The sequence below is a fragment of the Hymenobacter tenuis genome (assembly GCF_054780495.1).
On the sequence record NZ_BAAGWF010000004.1, the window covers coordinates 1,076,738 to 1,101,863 of the forward strand.

Annotated in this window: 24 protein-coding genes; 14 read left to right on the forward strand and 10 right to left on the reverse strand. The window is 56.2% G+C overall.

Going from position 1 to position 25,126, the window contains the following annotated elements:
* Window positions 1-56: 56 nt before the first annotated feature.
* The 8 genes from trmD to ACYVGU_RS18225 all read right to left on the reverse strand — a co-directional run bounded on the left by trmD (window position 57) and on the right by ACYVGU_RS18225 (window position 9,344).
* Entirely contained in the window at window positions 57-731 is a 675-nt protein-coding gene (gene trmD, locus ACYVGU_RS18190; protein ID WP_460623209.1) for a tRNA (guanine(37)-N(1))-methyltransferase, read from the reverse strand.
* 15 nt (window positions 732-746) lie between these two features.
* Window positions 747-1,328 carry a ribosome maturation factor RimM gene (gene rimM / locus ACYVGU_RS18195; protein WP_460623210.1) on the reverse strand — a complete coding sequence of 194 codons (582 nt, stop codon included), beginning with the start codon at window positions 1,326-1,328 and terminating at the stop codon, window positions 747-749.
* A 120-nt stretch (window positions 1,329-1,448) separates the two neighbouring features.
* On the reverse strand, window positions 1,449-2,006 hold the full coding sequence (locus tag ACYVGU_RS18200; RefSeq protein WP_460614057.1) for a 30S ribosomal protein S16: 558 nt from the start codon (window positions 2,004-2,006) through the stop codon (window positions 1,449-1,451).
* Between the two features lie 247 nt (window positions 2,007-2,253).
* Window positions 2,254-3,009 carry an acyl-CoA desaturase gene (locus tag ACYVGU_RS18205; RefSeq protein ID WP_460614058.1) on the reverse strand — a complete coding sequence of 252 codons (756 nt, stop codon included), beginning with the start codon at window positions 3,007-3,009 and terminating at the stop codon, window positions 2,254-2,256.
* 235 nt (window positions 3,010-3,244) lie between these two features.
* Window positions 3,245-3,952, reverse strand: coding sequence for an RluA family pseudouridine synthase (locus ACYVGU_RS18210; RefSeq protein ID WP_460614059.1), 708 nt, complete (start codon window positions 3,950-3,952; stop codon window positions 3,245-3,247).
* Between the two features lie 12 nt (window positions 3,953-3,964).
* Window positions 3,965-5,437 carry a cell envelope integrity protein CreD gene (gene creD, locus ACYVGU_RS18215; RefSeq protein ID WP_460623211.1) on the reverse strand — a complete coding sequence of 491 codons (1,473 nt, stop codon included), beginning with the start codon at window positions 5,435-5,437 and terminating at the stop codon, window positions 3,965-3,967.
* 118 nt (window positions 5,438-5,555) lie between these two features.
* Complete coding sequence (gene panB, locus ACYVGU_RS18220) at window positions 5,556-6,371, reverse strand: 3-methyl-2-oxobutanoate hydroxymethyltransferase (protein ID WP_460614061.1); 816 nt, start codon at window positions 6,369-6,371, stop codon at window positions 5,556-5,558.
* 156 nt (window positions 6,372-6,527) lie between these two features.
* Window positions 6,528-9,344, reverse strand: coding sequence for a putative LPS assembly protein LptD (locus ACYVGU_RS18225; RefSeq protein WP_460623212.1), 2,817 nt, complete (start codon window positions 9,342-9,344; stop codon window positions 6,528-6,530).
* Window positions 9,345-9,479: 135 nt separating this feature from the next.
* On the opposite strand from ACYVGU_RS18225, the gene ACYVGU_RS18230 reads away from it, so the two are divergent.
* From ACYVGU_RS18230 to ACYVGU_RS18265, 8 genes are all read left to right on the forward strand, one after another.
* Window positions 9,480-10,295, forward strand: a complete 816-nt coding sequence (locus ACYVGU_RS18230; RefSeq protein ID WP_460623213.1) for an N-acetylmuramoyl-L-alanine amidase family protein — start codon at window positions 9,480-9,482, stop codon at window positions 10,293-10,295.
* A 59-nt stretch (window positions 10,296-10,354) separates the two neighbouring features.
* Window positions 10,355-11,362, forward strand: a complete 1,008-nt coding sequence (locus ACYVGU_RS18235; protein WP_460623214.1) for an MlaD family protein — start codon at window positions 10,355-10,357, stop codon at window positions 11,360-11,362.
* Between the two features lie 206 nt (window positions 11,363-11,568).
* Window positions 11,569-13,197, forward strand: a complete 1,629-nt coding sequence (locus ACYVGU_RS18240; protein WP_460614065.1) for an acyl-CoA carboxylase subunit beta — start codon at window positions 11,569-11,571, stop codon at window positions 13,195-13,197.
* Between the two features lie 203 nt (window positions 13,198-13,400).
* The gene (locus ACYVGU_RS18245) at window positions 13,401-14,663 is read left to right on the forward strand and encodes an Ig-like domain-containing protein (protein ID WP_460623215.1); all 1,263 of its coding nucleotides are present in this window, start codon (window positions 13,401-13,403) and stop codon (window positions 14,661-14,663) included.
* A gap of 347 nt (window positions 14,664-15,010) precedes the next feature.
* Window positions 15,011-15,478, forward strand: a complete 468-nt coding sequence (locus tag ACYVGU_RS18250; protein WP_460623216.1) for a hypothetical protein — start codon at window positions 15,011-15,013, stop codon at window positions 15,476-15,478.
* 72 nt (window positions 15,479-15,550) lie between these two features.
* A complete protein-coding gene (locus ACYVGU_RS18255; RefSeq protein WP_460623217.1) occupies window positions 15,551-16,129 on the forward strand; it encodes a DUF1572 domain-containing protein in 579 nt (192 codons plus the stop codon).
* A 109-nt stretch (window positions 16,130-16,238) separates the two neighbouring features.
* Window positions 16,239-17,141, forward strand: coding sequence for a DUF5694 domain-containing protein (locus ACYVGU_RS18260; protein WP_460623218.1), 903 nt, complete (start codon window positions 16,239-16,241; stop codon window positions 17,139-17,141).
* Between the two features lie 336 nt (window positions 17,142-17,477).
* A complete protein-coding gene (locus ACYVGU_RS18265; RefSeq protein ID WP_460614070.1) occupies window positions 17,478-18,356 on the forward strand; it encodes a transglutaminase-like domain-containing protein in 879 nt (292 codons plus the stop codon).
* Window positions 18,357-18,457: 101 nt separating this feature from the next.
* On the opposite strand, the gene ACYVGU_RS18270 is transcribed toward ACYVGU_RS18265, so the two are convergent.
* Window positions 18,458-19,066, reverse strand: coding sequence for a thioredoxin domain-containing protein (locus ACYVGU_RS18270; RefSeq protein WP_460623219.1), 609 nt, complete (start codon window positions 19,064-19,066; stop codon window positions 18,458-18,460).
* Between the two features lie 93 nt (window positions 19,067-19,159).
* Complete coding sequence (locus tag ACYVGU_RS18275) at window positions 19,160-19,819, reverse strand: 4'-phosphopantetheinyl transferase family protein (protein WP_460623220.1); 660 nt, start codon at window positions 19,817-19,819, stop codon at window positions 19,160-19,162.
* Window positions 19,820-20,052: 233 nt separating this feature from the next.
* On the opposite strand from ACYVGU_RS18275, the gene ACYVGU_RS18280 reads away from it, so the two are divergent.
* The 6 genes from ACYVGU_RS18280 (at window position 20,053) to ACYVGU_RS18305 (ending at window position 25,121) form a co-directional block, all read left to right on the forward strand.
* A complete protein-coding gene (locus tag ACYVGU_RS18280) occupies window positions 20,053-20,994 on the forward strand; it encodes a WD40 repeat domain-containing protein (RefSeq protein ID WP_460623221.1) in 942 nt (313 codons plus the stop codon).
* Between the two features lie 71 nt (window positions 20,995-21,065).
* Window positions 21,066-22,112 carry a DivIVA domain-containing protein gene (locus ACYVGU_RS18285; protein ID WP_460614074.1) on the forward strand — a complete coding sequence of 349 codons (1,047 nt, stop codon included), beginning with the start codon at window positions 21,066-21,068 and terminating at the stop codon, window positions 22,110-22,112.
* Window positions 22,113-22,301: 189 nt separating this feature from the next.
* Window positions 22,302-22,661 (forward strand): dihydroneopterin aldolase, encoded by a 360-nt coding sequence (gene folB / locus ACYVGU_RS18290; protein WP_460614076.1) that lies wholly within the window; start codon window positions 22,302-22,304, stop codon window positions 22,659-22,661.
* A 168-nt stretch (window positions 22,662-22,829) separates the two neighbouring features.
* On the forward strand, window positions 22,830-23,366 hold the full coding sequence (locus tag ACYVGU_RS18295) for an RNA polymerase sigma factor (RefSeq protein ID WP_460614077.1): 537 nt from the start codon (window positions 22,830-22,832) through the stop codon (window positions 23,364-23,366).
* An 18-nt stretch (window positions 23,367-23,384) separates the two neighbouring features.
* Entirely contained in the window at window positions 23,385-24,242 is an 858-nt protein-coding gene (locus ACYVGU_RS18300) for a HEAT repeat domain-containing protein (RefSeq protein ID WP_460623405.1), read from the forward strand.
* 96 nt (window positions 24,243-24,338) lie between these two features.
* A complete protein-coding gene (locus ACYVGU_RS18305; RefSeq protein WP_460623222.1) occupies window positions 24,339-25,121 on the forward strand; it encodes a DUF4097 family beta strand repeat-containing protein in 783 nt (260 codons plus the stop codon).
* The last annotated feature ends 5 nt before the right edge of the window (window positions 25,122-25,126 follow it).

The following is a 25,126-nucleotide window of genomic DNA, read 5'->3' on the forward strand; positions in this document are numbered from 1 at the left end:
GGGCGCGGGGCCTCTTTAATTTTCATATTACGTGGCAGCTTCACCAGAGCTGTATGTTAAGAAAGCAAGTCGGGCCGGCGCTGTTCCGTGCGGGCCAGGGCCTGCTCGTGGCGCCAGACGTCTATTTTCGGGGTGTTGCCCGAAAGCAGAATTTCCGGAACCATAAGTCCGCGCCACTCGGCAGGCCTAGTGTACACGGGTGGAGCCAAGAGGTTGTCCTGAAATGAGTCGCTCAGGGCCGATTCCTCGTTACCCAGCACGCCAGGCAACAACCGCACTACCGCATCTACCAGTATGGCTGCGCCTAGCTCACCACCGCTCAGTACGTAGTCGCCTACGCTGATTTCGTGGGTGATATAGGCCGCCCGGATCCGCTCATCAACGCCCTTATAGTGGCCGCACAGAATGAGCAGGTTACCAGCAAGTGACAAGCGGTTGACAAGGGGCTGCCGCAAGGTTTCCCCATCGGGCGTCATGTAAATGACGGCTTCATAGGAACGTTGGGCTAGCAACTCATCAAAGCAGGCCGCAATAGGCTCCACACGCAGCACCATGCCGGCGCCACCGCCAAACACATAGTCATCAATCTGACCGTGTTTGTTGATGGCGTAGCGGCGCAGGTCGTGCAAGTGGATTTCGGCCAGGTCTTTTTCCTGTGCACGCTTCACAATGGAATGCGCAAAGGGGCTGACCAGCAAATCCGGCTGGCACGTGACAATGTCAATACGCATGGTGTGTGCTACCCCCTACGGCTCTACAAACTCGTCGGGCTCATCACGCTCGCGCGAAGCGGGCGTCAGATACACGTCGAGGAGGCCATCGGGCAGGTTTACGTATAGTTTCCGCTCCTTCACGTCGGCATGAGAAACCAGCTCGTCGGCAACCGGAATCAGTACTTCCTGCCCTTTGTAGCGCATAGAAAGTACATCTTGCTGCGGAAGCTCATAGAAGGTTTCTACCGTGCCCAGCTCGCCCTGCTGCTCATCCACTACGGTGTAGCCGATGACATCATGGAAATAGAACTGGTCGTCGGCGAGTTTCGGCAGCTCAGACAGCGGGCGCCACAGCTTTGCATTACGCAAGGGCTCGGCGTCTTCTATCCGGTCAATGCTTTTGAACTTCACCAGGGCCCTAGCGTCGCTTTGCGGCTGAAGCTTCTCCACGAAAAACTCCGTGAGCTTACCAGGGGCTGAGGGCAACTCCAGCAGCACCGATTTTAGCTTGCGGTATTCATCGAGGTTATCCACGTCCAAGGCAGCCACTACAAACCCTTTCAGGCCGTGCGGCTTCACTACTGAACCTAGCTCGTAGCAGTCGTCGAGAGTCATGGCAAAGAGAAATGAGGAGGGAAAACGTGCGAAGGTGATGAGATAGAACCAAGGGATAGGCGGGGTGAACCGTCTGTACTCCTCGTTTTTACCTCATCACCTTCTTACGTAAGCCTGAAATTAGGCGCCAGCTTCCTCAGTGGTTTCGGCTGGAGCAGCAGCTTCAGTCGTCTCGCCTTCCGCCTCAGCAGCAGGAGCCGGAGCGTTAGCAGCCTCGAGGGCAGCCTGCTTGGCGCGCTGTGCTTCAGCACGAGCTTCTTTAACTTTGGTTTCGGCAGCCAGACGCTCTTTACGAGCCTCTTCCTTGGCAGTGCCGAGGGTAGTACGCTTGCCTTCGATCTTAGCGTCTTTCTCTTCTTTCCAAGCGGTGTAGCGCTGATCAGCAACGTCCTGCGAAATGGCGCCTTTAATTACGCCAAGCTGCAGGTGCTTGCGGTAGAGCACACCACGGTAAGAGAGCATAGCACGTACCGTATCGGTAGGCTGGGCACCTTTCATGATCCAGTCGAACGCCTTGTCACCATCGAAGTTGATGGTAGCGGGGTTAGTCTGGGGGTTGTAGGTACCGATTTTTTCGATGAAGCGGCCGTCGCGGGGCGAGCGGGAGTCAGCAACAACGATGTCGAACTGTGCGGCCTTTTTGCGGCCACGACGGGCGAGGCGGATTTTAACTGCCATAAACCGGTTTGGTTAAGCGACGCATCCCGTGCGTCTGGTTGAAAATGAGGTGCAAAGGTAGAGAAAAGAGTTGGGCTTTGGAAGTCTCTTCGTCTATTGCTGAGGCCTAGCAACTCAATTGCGGTTTGGCTTACCTAGCAACCTAGTAAACCTACTACCTCCTCTGACGCCGTAAACCCAATTTTGAGCTAAAAGAAAAAGGCTGCTTTCGTAAGAAAACAGCCTTTTTTGAATATTTAGCCACGAGTTACGCCGCCATAGGCACGGGTTGCTGCCACTTGCGTTTGACTTTCACCACGCCAATCTTATCAAGGCCCCAGATAAACATGTAGGTGGGGTCCAGCTCCCATTTCTTCACGCCGAAGTTGACGCGCATGGGTAGCTTGTGGTGGTTATTCTGGAATAGCTCGCCAAACGCCAGGAAGTCGAAGGGCAAGGTGTTCTTGGAATGGTCGTGGTTGTCGAAGTTCTGGTAGCCGTACTTGTGGCCGCCCCAGTTCACGATGGCGCCATGAATGGGGCCCATCAGGAAGTGTACGGGCAGCAGCAGGAACTGCCACCAAGCGGTAGCAAACTGCACATAGAACAGCACATACAACGCGCCCCAGCCAATGCGGGAATACCACTTGTCGCCGAGGTTTTCAATTGCTTTCCACTCGGGGTAGTCGCCTTCAAAACGCTCCGCCAGCTCGTAGTTGTGGTTAAGCACATCATTGTAGATGTTTTTGGTCTTCCACATCATCGTGAATGCATTGGAAGAGTACAAAGGCGAGTGCGGGTCCAGCTCCGTATCGGAGTAGGCGTGGTGCATGCGGTGCAGCAAGGCATATGCCCTAGGCGACAGGAACGAAGAACCCTGGCAGATGTAGGTGAACAGGAAGAAGAACTTCTCCCAGAACTTGTTCATCGTGAACATCTTGTGGGCCGCGTAGCGGTGCAAATAGAAGGTCTGCGTAAACAGCGACAGGTAGTAGTGCGCTATGAAAAAGAAAAGTATCGCCATGGGGCAGAAAGTTAGAGGTCGAGACCAGGAGCAGCCTTGCTTCTGTGCGGAGAAGCTTAAAAGCTGAGGTTAAGTTCAGCAGCCGTGTTACAAAACTACGGCCACATCTGCCTGGAGTGCAATTCGCCTCTACAAAAGGCCAAAATGTTGTTCAGGTTCAGCAAAGGTGTAGGGGTAGCAAATGACACCCAATGATTTTTGTCATCCGCTACCCTCAAAATTTTGGCAAAGCACCTTAGTAATATGCCTCAGCAGCTTCCCAGTGGGCTATATCCGGCAACGGCGCGCGGAAACACATTTCTTCCTTGGTAACGGGGTGCTGAAACTCCAGCTGCCGGGCGTGCAGGGCAATGCTTACATCGGGCAAAGGGGCTAGGAAACCGTATTTCACGTCGCCGACGATAGGAGTGCCGAGGCCTGAGCTGAGCTGCACCCTGATCTGGTGAGGCCGGCCCGTAATAGGGTTTACTTGTATCAACCAACGGTTGCCGGCCTGGCCCAATACTTTGTAGTCAAGGTCTGACTTCAGACCCTGACCGTGGCGCTCGGTGTAGGCTTTGGTGGTGTTGCGGATGGGGTCTTTTACCAGCCAGTGCGTGAGGTGGCCCTCGGTGGGAGAGGGGCACTTGCCGGTGAGGGCCCAGTACGTTTTATGCACCTTATTGTCGCGGAACATTTCGTTCAGGCGGCTCAGGGCTTTGCTGGTTTTGGCCAAGGCTACCACGCCGCTTACCGGCCGGTCGAGGCGGTGCGCTACGCCCACAAAGGCAGCGCCGGGCTTCTTGTACTTAAAGCGCAAATACTCCTCGGCCTTAGCCGAAAGAGGCTCGTCGCCGGTAGCATCGCCTTGCACAAGCAGGCCGGCGGGTTTGTTGATAATGAGCAGGTGGTTGTCTTCGAACAGAATTTCTTTCCGCTCCGACCACAGATTCGGACGATTCACTAGGGGTAAAATTTAAGCAACTGAAGTTTCAGCGGGGGCATCATCGGTAGCATACCAATTGATGTGCCGCGAGAGATACATCACGATGGCCAGTACCAGCAGCAGGCCCAGGCTGCCAATCAGCAGAGCATAGTCTTGGAGCTGAAGCACTACAAACACGAAGCCATACACTAGGGTCAGTACTGCGGCCGTGATGAGAATAAGGCGGCGCTGCCGGAATATGCTGGCCGCATAAGCCGTTACGAGCCCAATAATAGCGAGACCAGCTAGGGTATACGCCGCGTTAAATGACATATGCTCGGAGAGGGCCAGCAACAGCACGTAGAAAATAACGAGGCCCAAACCTACCAGAATATACTGAAAAGGATGGATTCGCTTGCGGTTAATCACCTCTACAAAAAAGAAAATCAGAAACGTTAGCGAGATGGGCAGCAAGGCGTACTTGGCGGCCCGCATGTTTTTCTGATACTCATCCACGGGCACAATCAGCCGGGCGCCGAATGCTGAGTTGTCGACATCGGGGCGGAAGTCGGCGGTGCGCCAGCGCTGGGGGTAGCTACGGTTTAGATGGAGTACGCGCCAAGTAGCCTCAAACCCTTGGGACGTTACGCTGTGCTGGCGCGGCAAAAAGGCCCCTCCAAAACTCGGGTCGGGCCACGGCGCCCGCAGCTGTACCCGCGTTTCCCGACCTAGTGGAGCAAAGAAAAGCGCCGAGCTACCGTTGAGAGCAATGTTAAATTCGAAGGTATGTTTCTGGGCCAGGCTAGCGGCGTCAGGGAGCGGCACCGGAGAGCTCATGGCTTCCGTTGCCGGGCCGTTGTTGCCAGCTGTCAGGTCAATTTCCGCAGTGCCAGCATAGCGGGTGGCCTGCTGTACTTCGGAGGTCAGGGAGCTGGTTTGGGGAGCCGAGGAGACGGGCATTACGTCGGGCGAGGGTACGCCCGGCTCAAAGGCGATGGGCCGCCCGTCCCACCGTAGTGAAATGCCATTGCGAATGCCTTTCATATCCGATAGGCCCACCGCTACAAAGGCTTCGGGCCAGCGGATGTCGGTGGGGTTAATATTCCAATCGGCCAGGGAAGCAGTTTGGAAAGTGCCCTTCACACGCAGCTGTGAGCTGTACACCACCACATCGTATATGCCTCTTTGACGCTTTTCAGGGGCTAGTGAGCCGTCAATCAGCAGCGTGTCAGGCAGAAAGCAGGCGTAACTCGTGCTTTCCAGCAGCTGGTTTTTGGCGTCGCGCTCCAGGCGGCGGTAAGGTACTACCAGCACCGGACCTGTAAACTGCTGCGGACCGCCCCATTTGGCGCTTACCTCCGCCGTAGCCATGTCACGGGTGGTGGCCCGCTCCTGCACTAGGTTCTCTACCATCGAGGCAGGAATCAGCAGCAGCAAGATCAGGATGCCAATAGACAGCAGCTTGATGGTCACCGAATGCCGGACCCACGTATTGAGGCGTTCGAAAGTAGATGGCGAAGACATGGGAAACGTCGGGCTTCGGGGCCGTAGGGCGTACGTATAACTGAATTTGGTTTTCTGCGGGCAGAAAACGTACTAGGTGGCCTACCCGCCCGAAGCAGACTTGCTGTTCTGAAGTAGCCTAGTATGCTTCGTCCTGCGTAGGAAACTCGCGGGCCTTCACGTCCTGAATGTACCGCTGTACGGCGTCGTGCATCAGGTCACCGAGCTCGGCGTAGCGACGCAGAAAGCGAGGCTTGAATTCTTTGGTGATGCCCAGCATATCGTGCACTACCAGCACTTGGCCGTCCACATCAGGCCCGGCACCAATGCCAATAACCGGAATAGTAAGCTTTTCGGCTACTTGCTTGGCCAGGGAAGATGGAATCTTCTCCAGTACCAGGGCAAAACAGCCAATTTCCTCCAGCAGCAGCGCGTCTTCAATCAGCTTCTGGGCCTCGGCTTCTTCCTTGGCCCGCACCGTGTAGGTGCCAAATTTATAAATACTTTGCGGAGTAAGCCCTAGGTGGCCCATCACCGGAATGCCAGCCGTCAGAATGCGCGTGATGCTGTCTTTGATTTCGGCGCCGCCTTCCAGCTTGATACCGTGCCCACCCGATTCCTTCATGATGCGGATAGCCGAGCGCAGTGCTTCCGACGAATTGCCCTGATACGAACCAAACGGCATATCTACCACCACAAAGGCCCGCTTCACGGCCCGCACCACGCTCTGGGCATGATAGATCATCTGGTCCAGCGTGATAGGCAGCGTCGTCTCGTGGCCGGCCATTACGTTCGAGGCTGAGTCGCCTACCAACAGCACATCCACACCCGCGCCGTCCAGAATCTGCGCCATCGAGAAGTCGTAGGCCGTGAGCATGGATATTTTCTCGCCGCGCTGCTTCATGGCCAGCAGTTGGTGCGTGGTCACGAGCTTAACTTCTTTGTGCTGGGACATTGTTAGGAGCTTTGGAGCATATGAATGAGGAAACCGGCGGCCACTACAGCAGTAACTCAGCCTTACCGAAAGCCAAAGCTGCGGAATTTTCCGAAAATAGCGGCGGCTTCGTCCTTTACTAGCCCTCTTGCATGCCCAAACCTGCCCAGGCTGCGGTTAATAGTTCAGGAAGGTGCGGTTGCGACTCAGCTTCAAGTCCTGCAGCAGCGACGACTTAGCTGCAATGGTTACAAAGTAGCCGCGGGTTTGACCAAAGGGCCGCCAGTTGCCCGTTATCTGCCAGCAGTGCAGGTCTTTGGTTACATCCAGGGTTGTGAAGGCCATGGTCTGGTTGGCAAAGTCGTAGTTGGTGCTGAAGCCAAAGCGCATGGTTTCGGTGAGCTTTACGGAGCCGTTGAGGTTCAGCGAGGCCGCCGTATACGGGCTGTTGCGAATGCGGCCCGGCCGCGAGGGCAGGGGCCCCTGGTCGGCGTAGGAGGCCGTGAAGCTGGTGTTCAGCTCCCAAGGAATATTGAAATCCACGTAATCCTCGTAAGGGTTTAGGCGGTCGGGCGAACCTAGTGTGGGGTCATTCACCGGCGCGGCATCTCGCTTAATGGTGGATTTGCGCGTGCCTTGGCTAGGGTTAAACTGGTAGGTAAGCGAGGCATTGGCCGTAGCCAAGCGGGCCAGCCGAATATTCTTCTGCTGCCACAGAAACTTGTTGCGAATGGTGCCCGACGAGTCGCGCTGGTAAAAATCGAAGTTACCGTTGATGGTAATGTTCAGCTTGCGCGCTACCTGCGTCCGAAACGTAGTACTGAGCGGAGCCAGCCGCAGGCGGTTTGCGGCAAAATTGTAGCCGGTGCTAAAGTCAAGCCCATCAATGAGGCTTACCTTGTTAAAAGGGGTAGTGCCGGTGGTGTCGTTGGAGTTGCGCACCTTCATTTCCACCGAGTTTTGCAGCGAGAAGCTCAGCTGCCGCACCTCGCTGGCCGTGGGTACCCCATACAGAAACCCGTTGAAGCGCGGAAACAAAAAGCCATTGTTGGCCTGGTATGTTTCCGCCTCCGAGTACAGCCGCCCGGTAGAAGGATCACGCAGGCCAGCCAGCTCAATGGGGCCGGTAAACGCCGGGTTGTTGGCCCGCGGGCCGGGCGCGTAGCTGAAGCTGAAGTTGGGGGTAACCTTGTGGCGGAGCGCCTGAATCTTGCGGGTGCCTTTCCGGTTGATGGTGCCGTAGAAGTTAGTGCTCAGGTTCAGGCCGGCCGTGTAGGTAGTAAGGCGGTTGAAGCTCGGGATGGTATCAACCTTAACTGCCTGCGCGGTTTCGTTGTACTGGTAGTCCAGCTTCTTGAAATACCAGATTTCCCCGTAGGTCACGCTCGGGTTCAGGTTGAAGTGCCGCAGCAGCGTGTAGTTGCCCAGCGTTATGCCAAAGTTGTGGCGCATACCCGTCTGGGAGTTTCGCAGCAGCTTCGAGAAGTTTGAGAACTGCAACGGGACCAAGGTCACGGAGTTCGAGCCCCCAATCAGAGGAATAGCGCCGCCGTTGATCTGCCGGGAAGGCAAGGAGTTAGTAAGGCGGTTCTGATAAGTTAGGTCGTAAGAAAAGGCTAGCTGCTGATAGAAGGGCTTCGGGTCAAGCCCCAGCAGCTCGTATACATATTGCCGGGCCACGCCTACCGTCACGTCGGGCAACGTAAAGTCCATGGTTCCGGTCTGCGTGTTCTGGCTTTGGCTCAGCTGCAGGGCGTAGTTGATGGGCGCATTGCGGAGTTGCTTAGAGTAGCTGATAGTAGAAGAGAAGGCCGGGGTCAGGAACTGGCGCGGATCGTAGCTATTCTGCCGGAAATAGTTGTTGCTGCTCACGTTCACGTTGGCCGAAAACCGCCCGCCCCCTGGGCGTGCCACCGGCGTGTGGTTCCAGGCCAGCTGGAAGGTGCGTGATGAGCGCGGGACGTTAAACGTGGGGTTTGTGTTTACGTCGGTGCTGCCCAGCAGGCGCTCCGTAGGTTGCGAGCTGTAATTAAAAGTGAACAGGCCGCTGTAGCGGTAGCGCGTGACGTACTGCATCTCAGCCGTACCGCGCCAGCCCCCGAAACGCTCCGCATTACCTGAGTAGATGTCGCCGGTGAGGCGTACCCCAATGTGCTCGTTGGCCGCCCAGTAGTAGCCGCCATTGCGCAGGAAAAAGCCCCGGTCGGCAGCCTGCCCGAAGGTAGGAATGATAAAGCCCGAAGCCCTTTTATTGGATTTAGGGGTAGGGAAGTAGCCGAACAAAAAGCCCAGCGGCGTCGGAATGTCCCCAATTACCAGGTTGAACGGACCCGTCACGACGTTCTCGCCCGGGGTCACCTTCATCTTGGAGGCATTAATGTAAAAGTGAGGGTGCTCGAGGTTACAGGTGGTGTAGCGCCCGTGCAGGCCAAAGAGCTCGTTGCGGTTATTCTTCTTGATGGTTTCGGCATGAATGTAGCCTTCGCCCTGCTGCGTTACTACATCCGTAATCCGGCCTCGCTTTGATTTGATGTTGTAGTCGATGCGGCCGGCCTGGTAGGTTTCGGCGCCTTGCTTGAACACGGGCTTATCCCGCACTCTTCCCGTCGAGTCAGGCGCTCCCTCGGCCGTTACAATGTTGCGGCTGTAGTCAACGGTTATAATGGCGGCCTTCAGGTTCATGTCGCCATAATCCACGTTGGCCTTGTCGTAGAGTATAGCGCGCTTGTTCTGGACCTCAAACCGAATAGAGTCCTGAGCCTTGTATTTCACCGTTGATTCCACAGCGCCTTTTCGGCCGCCAGCGGCTACGTTCAACGAGTCGGGGGTGCCGCCGGAGAGGAGGGTAGTATCGCGTACCGGAGCATTTGTGCGGGGTGGGTTAACCACGCGGGGCGCCGGCCGTACATCAGCCGGAACATTAGTTGTACGGGGCCGTTGCTGGCTGTAGCCGGGCCGTACTAGGCCTATGCTCAGCCCTAGGATGAGCAGCAAAGGCTGCTGACGCAACTGGTATAATGCACGCAATAATGAATGGATCACAGGCGCGAATGAGGCCACGTAGTTTTTATCGTTTATTTTGTGGCGGTTTGCAAAGGTAGCGGGTCGCTACCCCAACTAACGAACTCCGTGCGGAATATTGTCGCTCTGGGCGCGGCGGCCCTGTTATTTCTCGCCGGCTCTATTAGTTTCTCCACTCCGCGGGCTTCGGCGCCCGGCGGCCGGGCGCCCTATAAATATAAGCTCCGGACCGTAGTGTTGGATGCCGGGCACGGTGGCAAAGACCGCGGCTGCGCGGGTGTAAAAGCCCGGGAGGCCGATGTGGCTCTGAAAATCATTCTGGCCCTAGGGCAGCAGATTGAAGAAAACATGCCCGACGTGAAGGTGGTGTACACGCGCAAAACCGACGTGTTTGTGGAGTTGGCCGACCGCGCCGGCCTAGCCAACAAGCACAACGCCGACCTGTTCATCTCCGTCCATTGCAACGCCAGCGCCCCCTCCGCCTATGGTACCGAGGTCTGGACGATGGGCCCACACAAGACGGATGCTAACCTGAGCGTGGCCAAGCGCGAAAACTCGGTAATTCTGCAGGAAGAAAACTACAAAGAGCGCTATAATGGCTTCGATCCGACGTCGCCGCAAAGCCACATTCTGTTTTCACTGTTCCAGAGCGCCCACATGGTAAACAGCATTCGGTTTGCTCAGCAAGTCGACCGTCAGTTCCGGACTACAGTGGGGCGGCCTTCCCGAGGAGTAAAGCAGGCTGGCTTTCTGGTACTCTGGAAATCAACGATGCCGGCTGTCCTGATTGAGTCCGGATTTTTAACTAACCGTCAGGAAGAATTGTATCTGAACGATAAAACCGGGCAATCGTATATGGCCTCGGGTATTTACCGGGCCTTCCGCGACTACAAGAACGAGTTGGAAGCAAATTCCGGCGAATAGCCCTTTCAGCTCGGGTAACCGGGCCACTAGCCCCGCCTCTCTCATCAACTGCTGACTCCGTGTCGAAAGAAATCAAAGTAGCCCTGCTGGGCATTGTCGCTGTTGCCCTGCTGGTTGTGGGCTTCAACTTCCTGAAGGGAAGCAATCTGCTCTCTTCAGACCGAACGTATTATGCCAAGTATGATAACGTGGATGGTCTGACCATAGGCAATCCGGTGATTCTCAACGGCATCAAGGTAGGTCAGGTAAAGGAAATGAGCCTGCTGCCCGAGGAAGGCAACCGCGTGAAGGTAGCCGTGGAGCTTCAGAAGGGCGTGACGGTTGGCGACTCAACGGTAGCTAGTCTGAGTGGCTCGCTGCTGGGCTCCAAAACCATTACGCTGTTTCTGGGCAAAAATACCAAGGTGTATGATGGCGGCCAAGAGCTGAAGTCGTACACAGTAGCCAGCATTACGGATGCGTTCCAGGCCAAAGCTTTGCCGGTGTTGGGTACTGTCGACTCAACACTGATTAAAGTGAACAGCTTCCTGAGCAAAGATGCCAAAGTGAGCCTGCAGGCTACCTTGGTAAATGCGCAGGGCAGCACGGAGGCGCTAAAGAACCTGCTGCTGATGAACCAGCGCAACATTAACCAGATTACCACCAACATGGCTCGCCTCACATCCGACCTGAATAAGACCAGTGCGAAGTTCGACCGGATTGCCAGCAACTTTGCCCTGCTCAGCGACTCACTTAAGAACGCACCAGTAGGCCCGGCCATGCGCAAGCTCAACGCCACCATGACGGAAGCCCAAAGCACCATGACCACGCTTAACCGCTCCCTCACCGACCAGAAAGGTTCTTTGGGTAAGCTCATCAGCGACACGTTACTCTATAATAACCTCAACGCCACGGCCGCCAGCTCCAATACCCTGATTAAAGACTTGCAGGCCAATCCCAAGCGCTACGTGCATTTCTCGGTGTTTGGCGGTGGCAAGGCCAAAAAGAGCAAGCAGGAAGTAGAAACCACTACTACACAGCCCAACGGCAGCACCGTAGAAACGGAAGCTAAAACCACGGTGAAATAGCCTGCGGCCCTACTACTGCAATCTATTACCTTTGAATCCGCCCCTTTCGGGGCGGATTTTTTGTTCCCTCTTGTGGTGAAACCAGGAGGTAGTGAACAGCTAATGTTGGCTCTGGCCTGCGCTACTAGGTGCTGGCAGCCGCCAAACGTGCCTGTTCATCTGCCTGTTGTTTCACCTTTCCCACCCACACTACCCATCCCACCCGCATGGACCTCGAGTTCAACAAAAACGAAGACAGCATTAAGCAACTAACTTTTCAGCTGCAGCAGCGCCTTAAGAAAGTGCACCTTGGTGGCGGCGAAAAGCGCATTGAAGCTCACAAAGCCAAAGGCAAGCTAACAGCCCGCGAGCGAATTGAGTACCTGCTCGATAAGGACTCGGAAACCGTTGAGATAGGAGCCTTTGCCGGCGAGGGCATGTACCAGGAGGAAGGCGGCTGCCCCAGCGGCGGCGTGGTGGTAGTCATTGGCTGGGTGCAGGGCCGCCAGTGCGTGATAGTCGCCAACGACGCCACCGTGAAAGCCGGCGCCTGGTTCCCGATTACGGCCAAGAAGAACCTGCGGGCCCAGGAAATCAGCATCGAAAACAAGCTGCCCATTATTTACCTCGTCGATTCCGCGGGCGTGTATCTGCCCATGCAGGACGAGATTTTCCCCGATAAGGAGCATTTCGGCCGCATCTTCCGCAACAACGCCGTGATGAGCAGCATGGGCATTGTGCAATTGGCTGCCATTATGGGCCCCTGCGTGGCTGGTGGCGCGTATCTGCCCATCATGAGCGACGAGGCCATGATTGTAGACGGTACGGGCTCGGTGTTTCTGGCAGGTTCCTACCTAGTAAAATCGGCCATCGGGGAGTCTATCGATAATGAGACCCTAGGCGGGGCTACCACGCACTCCGAAATTTCGGGCGTGACGGACTATAAGTTCCAGAACGACGAGGAGTGCCTCGACCACATCCGGAATATCTTCGATAAGCTGGGTGGCCACGCTACCGCTGGTTTCTCGCGCAAAGCACCCGCTCAACCCAAGGAAAACCCACAGGAACTACTAGGCTTGCTGCCCGCCGACCGGGTGAAGCCCTACAACATGATGGACATCATCAACCGCTTGGTAGATGACTCGGAGTTTGAGCCTTACAAGGACCTGTATGGCCAGACGCTGATTTGCGGACTAGCGCGCATTGATGGCTGGGCCGTGGGCATTGTGGCCAATCAGCGCAAAATCGTGAAGACCAAAAAGGGCGCCATGCAGATGGGCGGCGTCATCTACTCGGACTCCGCTGATAAAGCCGCGCGCTTCATCATGAACTGCAACCAAAAGCGCATTCCGCTGGTGTTTCTGCACGATGTGTCGGGCTTCATGGTGGGCTCGCAGAGTGAGCACGGCGGCATCATTAAGGACGGGGCCAAGATGGTGAATGCCATGGCCAACTCCGTAGTGCCCAAGTTCTCGGTTATCATCGGCAACAGCTACGGCGCCGGTAACTACGCCATGTGCGGCAAGGCCTACGACCCGCGCCTGATTGTGGCCTGGCCCACGGCCCAGCTGGCCGTAATGAGTGGTGCTGCCGCTGCTAACACCCTCCTCCAGATTCAGGTGGCCTCTCTGAAAGCGAAAGGCGAAGTCATCACGCCCGAAGCCGAGAAGGAGCTGCTGGACCGCATCAAAGCCCGCTACGACGAGCAACTCTCGCCCTACTATGCGGCAGCACGCCTCTGGGTAGACGCCATCATCGACCCGCTGGAAACCCGCAAAGTCATTTCTCAAGGCATTAGCATGGCCAACCACGCGCCCATTGAAAAAGCCTACAACGTGGGTGTAATTCAGGTGTGAGATAGAGCCTAGATAGTGAATTTTTAAGTTGGCATTGTCGGCCCGCATGTACCACTTGGTGCGGCGGGCCGCGTGCTTTTTAGAGTAGTCAGCATTAGTAAGTTTCTAGATATATTTTGCGTCACTACTACTATTCGCTGCTGGCTGCTAAGACCATTATACACATGAAGAAAAGCTTATGCCTGCTACTATTGGCTGGCGCTATGAAATCGGCCTTAGGGCAGTCTGCCAGCAAGCAAAAGGTTTTTACGGAGGATGTTGACCGTTTCTGGGTAGCCTATGACAGCGTCCAAACCACCACAGACCGGACCAAGCAACTGGTCTACATTAACAATCTGTACATCAAGCCGGGCACAGAAGGATTGGTGGCGTTCATGAAAGCGCGGGACTACTCACCAGAGCTGTGGGTTGATTTGATCAACCAGCTTCCAAAGTATTGGGCGTCTATCCGGCCGAATACATTGGCGGTGAAGTCTCAAACAAAGGACATCGAGAAAAGCATCCGCCGGTTCAAGCGGCTCTACCCAGAGCTGCGGGAAGCCAGCATGTACTTCACGGTGGGCGGGCTGCGCTCAGGTGGGACCGTAGAGGGAAACAAGGTGCTCATCGGGACGGAAATAGCGACGGGAACTGCGCTAACCGATGTGTCGGAGTTTAAAAATCCGTGGCTGGCAACTGTGCTTAAGGAGCAGACGCTGGATAACATCGTGCCTTTGAACGTGCATGAGTATGTGCATACCCAGCAGCATGGCGGAGATGCCAGCCTATTAGGCCAGTCGCTGAAGGAAGGTGCCTGTGATTTTGTGACGGAACTGGTGATGCGCCAGCCGTTGCGGGCCAGTTACCTCACCTACGGGGCCGCGCATGAAAAGGAGTTGCGGGAAGCCTTCAAGCAGGAAATGTTTTCCTCGCTGTACTCGCACTGGCTCTACAACGGCGCCATCTACAGCGCTACCCCCGATTTGGGGTACTTTATGGGCTACGCTATCAACAAGGCCTACTATAAACAGGCCAAGAACAAGCGGCACGCCATCAAGGATATCATCGAGCTGGAGTACGCTAACCCAGATGCTGTGGAGCGGTTCGTGAAGCAGTCAGGGTACTACCCCGAGGGCTGGAACAAGGCGGAACTGCTAGCGGCGTTTGCGGCCCGGCAACCGCAGGTAGTGCGCACCACTCCGGCTACCAGCGGCAGCGCTACCCTGGATGCCAGCGTGAAAGAGCTCGTGATTCATTTCGACCGGGAAATGGACGATGCTACTTCCTTTACGCCAGGCCCACGCGGCAACGAGTATTTCCCGCTGAAGAAACCCGTCGGCTTTTCCCCCGATCATACCGCCTTTACCCTCGAAGTGGAGCTACAGCCCAACCACGAGTACGAGTTTGTGGTGACACCACGCGGCTTTAAATCCAAGGACGGTTACCCACTGCGGCAGGAGTACACCATTCAGTTCAAGACGAAGTAGCTATGAGATTTGCTACTGTACAGTTAGAGGAGAACTGATGGCAAGCTCTTACCGCCGGACACCCAAATTGTGCGTTACAACCGCCGAATCTGAGAAACAGGATAAGCAATACGCGAACCGATTACTGTGGCGGAAGGTGCGGCAGGGCCAGCTCTATCTAACGTTGCGGGACGTAAGCAATGTATGGGCCTTTGGCAAAGATGGGAAGACGTATCAGCTATCTGTGTCGCCAAAAGCCATGAGAAAGTAATTCTCACGCTTTTCGTTTTTACTACTAGGCTGCCTGCATCGCCAAACCCATAGCAAGGCCGCGTACCTTTGCCCTCCACCCAAGTAGCTTTCCACTCGTGACTGACGCCACCATCTCCGCCTTTGATAAAGCCCGCACCGGCCTCTGGACCAGCCTACAAAAGCACTTAGCGGCGGTGTACAGTGCCGAGAAGACCTTTCTGAAAGCCACGGCCTTTGTGGATGCGTTTCCGTTTGCGCTGCACACGGCAACCGAAGAGCAGCAGGCCGATTACCAAAGCGCCCGCCGTAGCCTCCGCGACTTGTACACCGATGAAACGGCGCAGCTAGATGTGTTGGTAAAAGCCATCCGGACCAAAGGCTATTCCGAGGACGAAAAGAAGCAGCTCTATCTGCTCATTCTGGGTTATATGGATATTGCGGCTTCAGTATTTGAGCTGCTGCACACGCACGTGGTTACCAAGCAGCCCGAGGATGAGGAGCTGGAAGCGGCGACGGCTAAGTTTGAGCGGGTCCGGAAATTCGCTCGGCTCAATGTGAAGGGTTTGGCTGGTTTGTTGGGCTAGGGAAGCACCGGCTGAGGCAATCGGAAAGACTGCTATATTCCACCAGTCATCTCAACCTCTGCTACCCCCGCCATGACGACCGACTACCTCACCAGTGTCCGCAAGCAGTTCGAGTACTACAAGCTGCTTGGGGATAACACCTTTCGTCAACTGCCCGACGAGGCTTTGTTCTGGCAGGTTAACCCAGAAAGCAACAGTATTGCTACCATTGTGAAGCACCTGTGGGGCAACATGCTCTCCCGCTGGACGGATTTTCTGACTACGGATGGCGAAAAGGAGTGGCGCCAGCGCGAAGCCGAATTCGACAACGACCTCCAAAGCCGTGCTGACATGCTGGCTAAGTGGGAAGAAGGCTGGCAGTGCTTGTTTGCGGCCCTAGATTCTCTGACGCCCGCCAACTGGGACCAGCTCGTGTACATCCGCAACCAGGGGCACTCGGTGGTAGAGGCCATCAACCGGCAATTGGCGCACTACCCCTACCACGTGGGGCAAATCGTGTTTATTGGCAAAATGGTGCAGACAGGAGCGTGGCAGTCCCTCTCCATTCCGCGCGGAAATTCGGCGGCTTTCAACGCTGATAAGTTTGCCCAGCCTCCGCACAAAGCCCACTTCACCGACGACTACCTGAACACCACACCGCCCCAAGTGTAGTAGCTTGTTGCTGCACTGGGGGCTACGCAATAATTCTTCCTGCGCTTGCGTACGTCAGCGACTGCGTTACTATATCCTTTCTGTCCTAACTCCACTTACACTATCCCGAATGAGAAAGAGCCTGCTGACCACGCTACTTGCCCTGGTGGCTGTTACCGGTAGCTACGCGCAAGACTACAAAACCGTGGTGAAAACCATTGCCGCTGACAAACCCAAAGCGCAGGCGCAGATTATGATACTGGGCTCCTCGCATTTCGGGCAGGAAGGGTTTTACAAGGGTTTTCCCAAAGGCGACTTGTTTAGTGCCCAGCGCCAGCAGGAGGTAGTCCAGGTAATCAAGCAACTGGCTAAGTTCAATCCAGATATTATCATGATTGAAACTACCCCTGAGGAGCAATCCAGCCTGGATAGCCTCTATACTCTGTACAAAACCGATAAGGTGAAGCTGGAGGATATTCCCTATGGCCGGGCCGAACGGTTTCAGTTTGGCTACCGGCTAGGTAAGATGCTAAACCGCCCGCGCCTTTTTTCCGCTGACTATTACGAGGCCGTATCGAACCGCATCCTGACTAGCGGGGAAAATTTTGAGCTGTATCAGACGGACGCGGCTAAATTCTCGAATGTAGGCAAGCAGGCGGAAACCCGTTTCAAGGAAGGCAACGCGACGCTCAGTGAGTTTCTACTGTTCATGAACGATCCGGAGGTGCTGGACTGGACTTACCGGGTGATGTTCGTGAATCCGGCGCGCGTGAAAAACGGCAAGTTTACCAACCCGCCGGCGCAGTACGTAGACACAGCGTATGTGAACAAGCAGTACATCGGGGCCGAATATATTTCCATCTTCAAGGAGCGAGACCTGAAAATATATTCGAACATTTTGACCACCCAACTGCGCGAAAAAGGCAAGCGTATTCTGGTGATTATGGGGCAGCGCCACGCTGCCACCTTGCCCAAAATATTTGCCAATGATCCGGCTTACAAAGTGGTGCCGGTGAGCGCCTACCTAAAGTAAGCAGGCAGTTCGCCTAGCTGTTTAGGTGCAGGAATGCCTAGTGAAAAACAGGTATGGTAGCTGTTACGCACTCGAATATATAGACTTTCGTTGGGCTGGCTTCCTCGGCGGAATGCGGCGGTTGCGGCCTGGCAGGAGGCTAGTACTCAGCGATAAAGGCGGCTATAATGCACCTCTACTAGCCCTCGAGGACGAATAAGGCCGGTTGGTTGAACAATATCACCTAGGGAATATGTTAATTCTTGGCAACCGACGACGGCAAAACCGCGTCAGATGCTTTTATTTGCCTCTTCCCGTACACCTGGTAGCCTACTCGGCTCCCGGCCGATCTGCTACATGACCAACAAAGAGATTAAAGCCCTTATCTCCCTGCTCGACGACCCGGAAATTGCCCCGCATATTCAGGAGAAAATCCAGACGCTGGGCGAGAGCATCATTCCGTTTCTGGAAGAGTCGTGGGAAGAAACGCTGGACTCGCAGCAGCAGCAACGCTTGGAGGATCTGATCCACCATCTGCAGTTCGAGGGGTTGCAGCAGCGCCTACGTGTGTGGCGCGAGTCGGGCGGCGAAAACTTGCTGGAAGGCATGTGGCTCCTGAATTCGTATCAGTACCCTGATGCTGATTTTCAGGTGCTGAACCGCGCCATTGAGCAGCTGCGGTTTGAAGCCTGGACGCTGCTGCAACCGGAAATGCACCCCGCCGACCAGGTTCAGACCCTTAACTACGTCCTGTTCCGGACGCACAAGTTTGCCGCTAACACCCAAAACTTTCATTCGCCGGCTAACTCCATGCTGCACCGGGTGCTGGAAACGCGCCGCGGCAATCCACTCACGCTGTGCGTGATCTACTTGCTGGTGGCCCAGCGCCTGAAGCTGCCGGTGTTTGGCGTGAACCTGCCGAACCTGTTTGTGCTGACGTATAAGCTCGATCCTCCGCTGGAGCCCTTCTACATCAATTGCTACAACCGGGGCCTGGTGCTTTCGCGCACTGATATTGAGCACTACATCGGGCAACTGAACCTGACGCCCAACGAAATGTTCTTTGAGCCCTGCTCGCACATTGATATTGTGCGCCGGGCCCTGCGCAACCTGCAACTAAGCTTTGAGAAGCTACAGGAGCCTAGCAAAGCAGCCGAGGTAGCCACCTTGCTCGCCATCTTAACCGATGAAGCCGGCCCCACTACCGATAGCCAACAAGACCCCGACGCCGAGTAGGTTGCGCTAAAACACTACCCTAGTAAAATGTACAAACCCCTGACTACTCCATGTAGTCAGGGGTTTGTACATTTTACTAGGGTAGTAATGGTGGCTAACCCTTAAAATTTCTTGATCAGGCAGCCAGCGGCGCGCTTATCAGCCACGCCGGCGGGGCGGCCGGCTAGCACGTTGTTGAGGGCCTGGGCCAGGTAGCGCTCCTTCACGTAGCCTTCTACCTGGGGGTTATCGTCAATGGCACCTTTGTAGCGCACGGCAAACCCATCGGCGGTGGGCTGGAGCAGCACTACCTCCGGGGTTTTGGTGGCCCCAAGCAGGGTGCTTACTTGTTGGCTCTCGTCAGTCAGCAAGGGCAGGTCAGCGCCTAGGGTTTTTACCTTCAGCTTTTCCGTGTCGGAGTCTGCGGCGCTGGCTTCCAGATTAATGGGAGTATTGATGAACAGAAACTGCACGCCTTTTGCCCCATACTCAGCGCTCAGCGCGTTCAGTCGGTTTTGGTACAGCTTAGAGAAGGCACAAGTTGGGTTCACGAACACCACCACTACGGCCTTGCTGCTGGCGTAACTTTTCAGGGCTACTTCGGTGTTCGCGCTGTTTTTGAGGCTGAAATCAGAGACGGAGCGGCTGCCTTGCGCGCGGGCTACACCTACTGCCACAGTGCAAAACAACAGGGCGGCGGCAGTTAGAATGGAAATGCGGCGAAGAGACATGCGGAAGAAAAGTGAAATGGTGACTGGCAAGATGAGAAAACGGTAACGAAAACAAGAGAGAGCCGCCGCAGGCACAGCGGCTTCCTCGGCATGCTACACTTTCACCACTTCACCTACGGCATACGTGAGTACGTAGCCCGGACTGGGGTAAGAATAGTGAATCTGGTGTTGGCTGCGGGAGTTTTCGAGCAGCAAGTGTCCCGTCAAAACACCAGCCTCCCGCAGCTCAAACGGATCGAGCAATAATTGCTCTTTAAACACCAGGCCCCGCCGATTATGCAGCTTATAAAGCGTCTCCTTGGCACTCCAGTAGAGACTATATTTCACTGCATCATCGCCGGCGTTGGCCTGCTCCGTTTCCGATAGAAACCGGCGAGCCAACTTTTGCGCTTTGGTGCGAACCAGTTCAATATCTGTGCCAACCGCTGCGTGCGTGGAAACTACTGCGGCAACCCACTCGCCGGAGTGGGAGAGCGAAACGCCAAAATCAGGCAGCTCCTGCAAGTACGGCCGTCCGTTTACGTCATTGGCGAGGGTAGCAGGCGCATCGTTTAGTTCCCGCAGCAATTGGTGCACCAGTACACGTCCCGCTAACCATTGCCGCGCCCGCAGCGCATCGCGCCCATCCGGAAACCGAGCTAGGTAATGTGCCTGCGCGGGTAGGGCGGGCCATAGTTCCTCGGCTGACTCGGTGAGGTGCCAGAGACCTAGTAAGCACGTTTGAGAAACTGGGGAAAGCGAGTGAAGCGGCACTGAGCAGAAATAAGCAGAAGAAGCAATACAGAAAAGTAAAGATAGGCCCAGCCACCTCAACCTGCTACAGTTGCGACGTTGTGCAGGCCTAGTAGGTAGTATGCCGCTGAAAATACTTTACTACCCGTGCATCTGCTGTAAACCGAACCGTAGGATTGCCACCTTCAACTACGTTGGGCCGCGTACCTTTGCGCTTCCGGTACCCCTAGTCCCACGTTACAGCCTATTTCATCTTGTCGTCACTTCCGCGCCCCCAAGTCCAGAAACTCGCCAGCCTCACCGGCCACCGCGACTGTGTGTACACACTAGCCGGCACAGTGGGGGAGAAGGTGTTCTATTCTGCTGGCGCCGATGGCATGGTAGCGGCCTGGCGCAACGCGGCCGAGGAGCAGGATGGGGAGCTAGTAGCTAAAGTTGAAAACTCGGTGTATGCGCTGCTGCACCTGCCGGAGCGCAATTTGCTGGTGCTGGGTCACAATTTTCAAGGGGTACAGGCTATTGATCTGGCCGAAAAAAAGCTGGTATTTGCTACGGCTCTGCCTCCGGCCGCCATCTTCGACATAGTGCACTCCGCAGCCCAGCAACGCCTATACGTTGCCCTCGGCGACGGTACGCTGGCCGTGTTGCGCACCTCTGATTTCAAGGTAGAAACGCTGCTGCGCATCTCCGAGAAAAGCCTGCGCTGCCTGGCCCTGCACGAAGAACGGGGTGAGCTGGCTATTGGCGGCTCCGATTGGCAGGTGCATGTGCTGGATACCGCCTCAATGCAGATAAAACAACGGATTCAGGGCGCTACCAACTCCGTGTTTACCTGCGCCTACTCGCCCGATGGGCGCTACCTGCTCACGGCGGGCCGCGATGCTCACCTACGCATCTGGGATGTAGCAGCGGAATATCAAGAACACCGCAGCATTGTAGCGCACATGTTTACTATCAACCACCTGGCGTTTTCGCCCGATGGGCTGCTGCTGGCTACCTGCAGCATGGATAAAAGCATTAAGCTCTGGAATGCCGAGTCGTGGGAGCTGCTGCGGGTAGTAGACCGGGCGCGGCATGCGGGCCACGGAACTTCCGTAAACAAGTTATTTTGGCCGGGAAGGCAGAATAGGCTAGTTTCGTGTAGCGACGACCGCAGCCTTGCCGTTTGGCAACTACAACTGAGAGACGAGGAGTGAGCAAGGGTCGAAGTTGATTGCCATCAGCTGCCGGTACTTCCTCTGTCCTCAGTGCTTACTGCTTATTGATCATGAAAATCACCGCCCTCGATATTCGGCAGAAAACCTTTGAAAAAGCCTTCCGGGGCCTCGACAAAGACGAAGTACAAGCTTTCCTGCAAACGCTTTCGCAGCAGTGGGAGCGGATGGGCGATGAAAACCGCGAGCTGCGCCTGAAACTGGAGCACGCTACGCAGGAGGTAAGCAAGATGCGCGAGGTAGAAACCAGCCTGTACCGCACCCTCAAAACCGCCGAGGATACCGGCAACAGCATTACGGAGCAAGCCCAGCGCGATGCCCAGCTCCGTATCCGGGAAGCCCAGTTGCAGGCCGAGCAACTACTAGCCGATGCCCGACAGAAAGCCCGCACGGTGGTAGAGGATGCCTACCAGCAAGCCGAGCGGACAGTGACCGATATGCAGCGGGAAGTAAACGGCCTGGGCCAGGAGTGCCACCGGCTGGAGCGCCTGCTTGATGGACTCACCAGCGACCTGCACAACCTGGCGTCTGATGCGCTGGATAAAGTAGAAAAAGCCCGCAACCGGCCAAAAGCCAGCACCGCCGCTATCCTTTCGCGCGCGGCTAGCGTAAAAGTGAACCGTCCGCACACTCCTGCGGATGACTCACCTAAACCCGACGCTGCCATGTACGTTAGCACTGCTTCCACTTCTTCTGCCGCGGCTATTGCCGGCGGTTCCGCAGCTATCCTGGGCGGCTCTGTTTCAGCTTCTGAGCGCCCTGCTGCTCCTGATATGGCTACTACCACCGGCTACAATCCCAAGCCCGGCCAACAGCCCGACCCCGGTGCGCCGGCTCAGGCGCCTGGCCCTGAAATTGAGCGCCCTGGTGCCCCCCGCGAAAACCCCGGTATTTCGCCCGCGCCCCACATCGATCCGCCGGCACCTTCGCAGGTGCCCGATCCGCACTCCCCGCGTGTAGAGCCAACCGCCCCGGATATTCAGCCCATTGGCCCCAACCACCCAGAAATTGCACAGCCTTCGCCCGCCACGCACCCGGGCCAGCCCGGCATGGCGGCCGCCGCAACTCTCAGCGAAAAGTCGTTTTTTGATGAGCTGTAAGCCGCTTGCAGAAATTTAAGCACACACAAAGCCTGCCTTTCGGGGTAGGCTTTGTTGTTTTGTAGGTGCCGGGCAGTTTTGCTCGGGCCTAGGGCCTAGGGTGCCTTCGCGCTTCAACCTCTTCACTAAGGGTTCGGGCGCCATGCAGCCCTAGCAACTCACCACCTCACACTTTCACTACCGAACTACATGGGCCAGATTGCACTGGAAGGAATGGAGTTTTTTGCCTTTCACGGCTACTACGACGAGGAGCAGAAAATCGGCAACAAATACGGCGTCGACCTATACATTGACACCGACTTGCATGCGGCCGGCACCACAGATCAGCTGCGCGAGACGGTTAACTATGAAGTGCTGTATCGGGTAGTGACGGAGGAAATGCTGGCGCCCGCGCGCTTGCTCGAGCACATTGGCCACCGCGTGATGGACCGGGTGCTGGAAGAGTTCCCCTACATCGAGAGCGTACGCGTCAGCGTTTCGAAGTTTAACCCACCGCTGGGCGGCATCTGCCACCGCGCCCGCGTGACGTTGGAGCGCCGGCGCAGCTAGGCCTGATTTTATCGAAATACGCAATGAGCCAAGCGGCTCCGTGGTGCCTGGCACTGCGGAGCCGCTTGGCATTTATGGCAACCTGAAAAATATTTTACTACCTCTGTAACGAATAGCAAACCTGGCGGTACCCCTCACAACTCTCCCGCAAACGCTCCTACTACTCCCGTGCAAAGCCCCAGCGACGAAACCCTGATGGAGCAAGTCCGTGACAACGACCTCGACCAGCTTTCCACGCTGTTTGAGCGCTATCAGGGGCTGCTGTTTGGTTTCCTGCTACGGTTGACCAATGACCCTGACACGGCCCAGGACTTGGTGCAAAATGTGTTTCTGCGCATTATGAAATACCGCACCAGCTACCAGCCCACGTACCCCTTCCGGGCCTGGATTTACCAGCTCGCTCGCAACGTGTACGCCGACCACTGGAAAAAGCACCACGTGCCGGCCGCCGACCTAGAAATGGCCGAACGGACGCCTACCATGCGCCGCGCTGCCATGGCCGGTGTAGCGGCCACCTACGATGGACAGGATGTGCAGGAAGCCTTAGCCCTGCTACCTGCTGCGCAGCGCGAAATACTAGTGCTGCACCGCTTCCAGGGCTTTGATTACGCCGAGATAGGAGAGATGCTAGGCTGCTCAGAAGGAGCCGCCCGCGTGAAAGCGCACCGGGCCCTGGAGGCCTTGCGCAAAATTTACTTCAGCTGATATTCCGACTACCTCGTGATGTTTACCCCCGAAAACCACCAGCCCACACCGCCCGACTGCTCTGAGCTAGAGCCGTTGCTGATGGACTATGCGGCCCGCACCCTGCCCCCCGCCGAGCGGGCGCAGGTGGCAGCACACCTAGCCCAATGCCCAGTGTGCCAAGAGCGGGCCTCGCAATACAGCACTCTGCTCACGGCCATTGATGACTTGCCGCCCGTAATGCCGCCCATGGGTCTGCGCGACGACTTTCAAGCCATACTGGCCGCTGAAAAAGCACGCCTGCCTGTAGCAGCCCCAGCGCAGCCGCACGAAGCGAAAGTAGTGCCCCTGCACGCAGCCTCTAGTGCGGCGGCATCCAATACGGTTATGTGGCTGCGCATAGCGGCCAGTATAGCGTTGCTTGCCGTAGGCACTGTAATTGGGCTGCTGTTGAGCCGGCCCGGCGCGCCTGTACTAGCTGTTTCGCCGGATATGCAAGCCCAAAGCCTGGCCGCCCGCCTTACGGCCGCCAGCCAGCAACCGGCAACGGCCAGCCACCGCATTCAGATGGTCAGTGAAGCATCGGGCACTTCTCGCCCCGGCGACCCCACCGTGCTCGTGCTCATCAATACGCTGAACTCTGACCCCAACCCCAACGTGCGGCTGGCGGCGGCTGAAGCGCTCTACAATCTGCGGGCCGACTCGCTGGTAGCCCCGGCGCTGGTGCAGGCTCTGCCCGTACAAACCGACCCCAACGTGCAGATTACGCTGATTGAGCTGCTCGTGAAGCTGCGCGACAAACAAGCCGTGCCCCAGCTTAAGCGCCTCTCGCAGCGCCCCGATGCGCTACCTGCCGTGCGCGACCAAGCCCGCCAGGGCCTCAGTATCCTGATTTAACCTTTTCCTACTTCTCCCATATGGCGTGGGGGCAGCCCTCGGAGTCCGCGGCTCCTGATGGCTAATCCACCGCACATCCGTAACGGACTCTTTCTCATGAAAAAGCATACAATTCTTCTGTTTATCAGCTTGCTACTAGCTAGTTCCGCAGCGCAAGCCCAAGAATACCGCACCAAGCTCGGCGGCAAAGACCGTAAAGTCGTTATCGAAATGCAACGCAGCAGTGAGGTAACGGTGGAAGGCTACGAGGGCGATGAAATTATCATCAAAGGCGATAAGGCCGAAGAGTTGCCCAAGCGCGCGGAAGGGCTACGAGCAGTGTATAACTCTGCCGAAGACAATACCCGCATGGGCCTGGCCGTGACGAAAGAAGCCAATAACACGGTGCGTATTGTGAAAGCATCGCGGCAGGAAGGGCACTACACTATTCGGGTGCCGCGTTCCGCCGATGTGGTGTACCGGGAAGTGCAATGGGGCGGTGGCGATGTAGTGCTACAAAACCTGCAAGGCAAGCTGGAGGTGATGATGAAAAGCGCCAGTGTGAAGATGCTGAACGTAACGGGCCCCGTAGTAGCCAGCAGCACCAGCGGCGACATTACGGTGCGTTACACTAGCCTCGGCAGTGGCCCTAGCGCCATCACCAACATCAGTGGCGCTATTGATGTGGCTTTGCCCGCGGCTACGAAAGCCTCCCTCATGATGCGCACCATATCCGGAGAGGTATACACTGATTTTGACATGGCCTTACCGAAACCAGCGAATGGCAGTGGCCTCACCCAAATTGGCGGCCAGACGCTAAATGGCGCTATTAATGGAGGCGGCACCTCTATCTCGCTGAAAAATGTGAGCGGCGACGTGTACGTGCGCAAAGCCAAATAGCCCAT

What these genes read in the sequence shown, in the direction of transcription:
- panB (WP_460614061.1), bottom strand. Translation starts at nt 6,371, where the DNA reads ATGTCCCAGCACAAAGAAGTTAAGCTCGTGACCACGCACCAACTGCTG.
- creD (WP_460623211.1), bottom strand. Translation starts at nt 5,437, where the DNA reads ATGTCTTCGCCATCTACTTTCGAACGCCTCAATACGTGGGTCCGGCAT.
- ACYVGU_RS18200 (WP_460614057.1), bottom strand. Translation starts at nt 2,006, where the DNA reads ATGGCAGTTAAAATCCGCCTCGCCCGTCGTGGCCGCAAAAAGGCCGCA.
- rimM (WP_460623210.1), bottom strand. Translation starts at nt 1,328, where the DNA reads ATGACTCTCGACGACTGCTACGAGCTAGGTTCAGTAGTGAAGCCGCAC.
- folB (WP_460614076.1), top strand. Translation starts at nt 22,302, where the DNA reads ATGGGCCAGATTGCACTGGAAGGAATGGAGTTTTTTGCCTTTCACGGC.
- ACYVGU_RS18205 (WP_460614058.1), bottom strand. Translation starts at nt 3,009, where the DNA reads ATGGCGATACTTTTCTTTTTCATAGCGCACTACTACCTGTCGCTGTTT.
- ACYVGU_RS18285 (WP_460614074.1), top strand. Translation starts at nt 21,066, where the DNA reads ATGAAAATCACCGCCCTCGATATTCGGCAGAAAACCTTTGAAAAAGCC.
- trmD (WP_460623209.1), bottom strand. Translation starts at nt 731, where the DNA reads ATGCGTATTGACATTGTCACGTGCCAGCCGGATTTGCTGGTCAGCCCC.
- ACYVGU_RS18305 (WP_460623222.1), top strand. Translation starts at nt 24,339, where the DNA reads ATGAAAAAGCATACAATTCTTCTGTTTATCAGCTTGCTACTAGCTAGT.
- ACYVGU_RS18240 (WP_460614065.1), top strand. Translation starts at nt 11,569, where the DNA reads ATGGACCTCGAGTTCAACAAAAACGAAGACAGCATTAAGCAACTAACT.
- ACYVGU_RS18270 (WP_460623219.1), bottom strand. Translation starts at nt 19,066, where the DNA reads ATGTCTCTTCGCCGCATTTCCATTCTAACTGCCGCCGCCCTGTTGTTT.
- ACYVGU_RS18265 (WP_460614070.1), top strand. Translation starts at nt 17,478, where the DNA reads ATGACCAACAAAGAGATTAAAGCCCTTATCTCCCTGCTCGACGACCCG.
- ACYVGU_RS18300 (WP_460623405.1), top strand. Translation starts at nt 23,385, where the DNA reads ATGTTTACCCCCGAAAACCACCAGCCCACACCGCCCGACTGCTCTGAG.
- ACYVGU_RS18245 (WP_460623215.1), top strand. Translation starts at nt 13,401, where the DNA reads ATGAAATCGGCCTTAGGGCAGTCTGCCAGCAAGCAAAAGGTTTTTACG.
- ACYVGU_RS18260 (WP_460623218.1), top strand. Translation starts at nt 16,239, where the DNA reads ATGAGAAAGAGCCTGCTGACCACGCTACTTGCCCTGGTGGCTGTTACC.
- ACYVGU_RS18255 (WP_460623217.1), top strand. Translation starts at nt 15,551, where the DNA reads ATGACGACCGACTACCTCACCAGTGTCCGCAAGCAGTTCGAGTACTAC.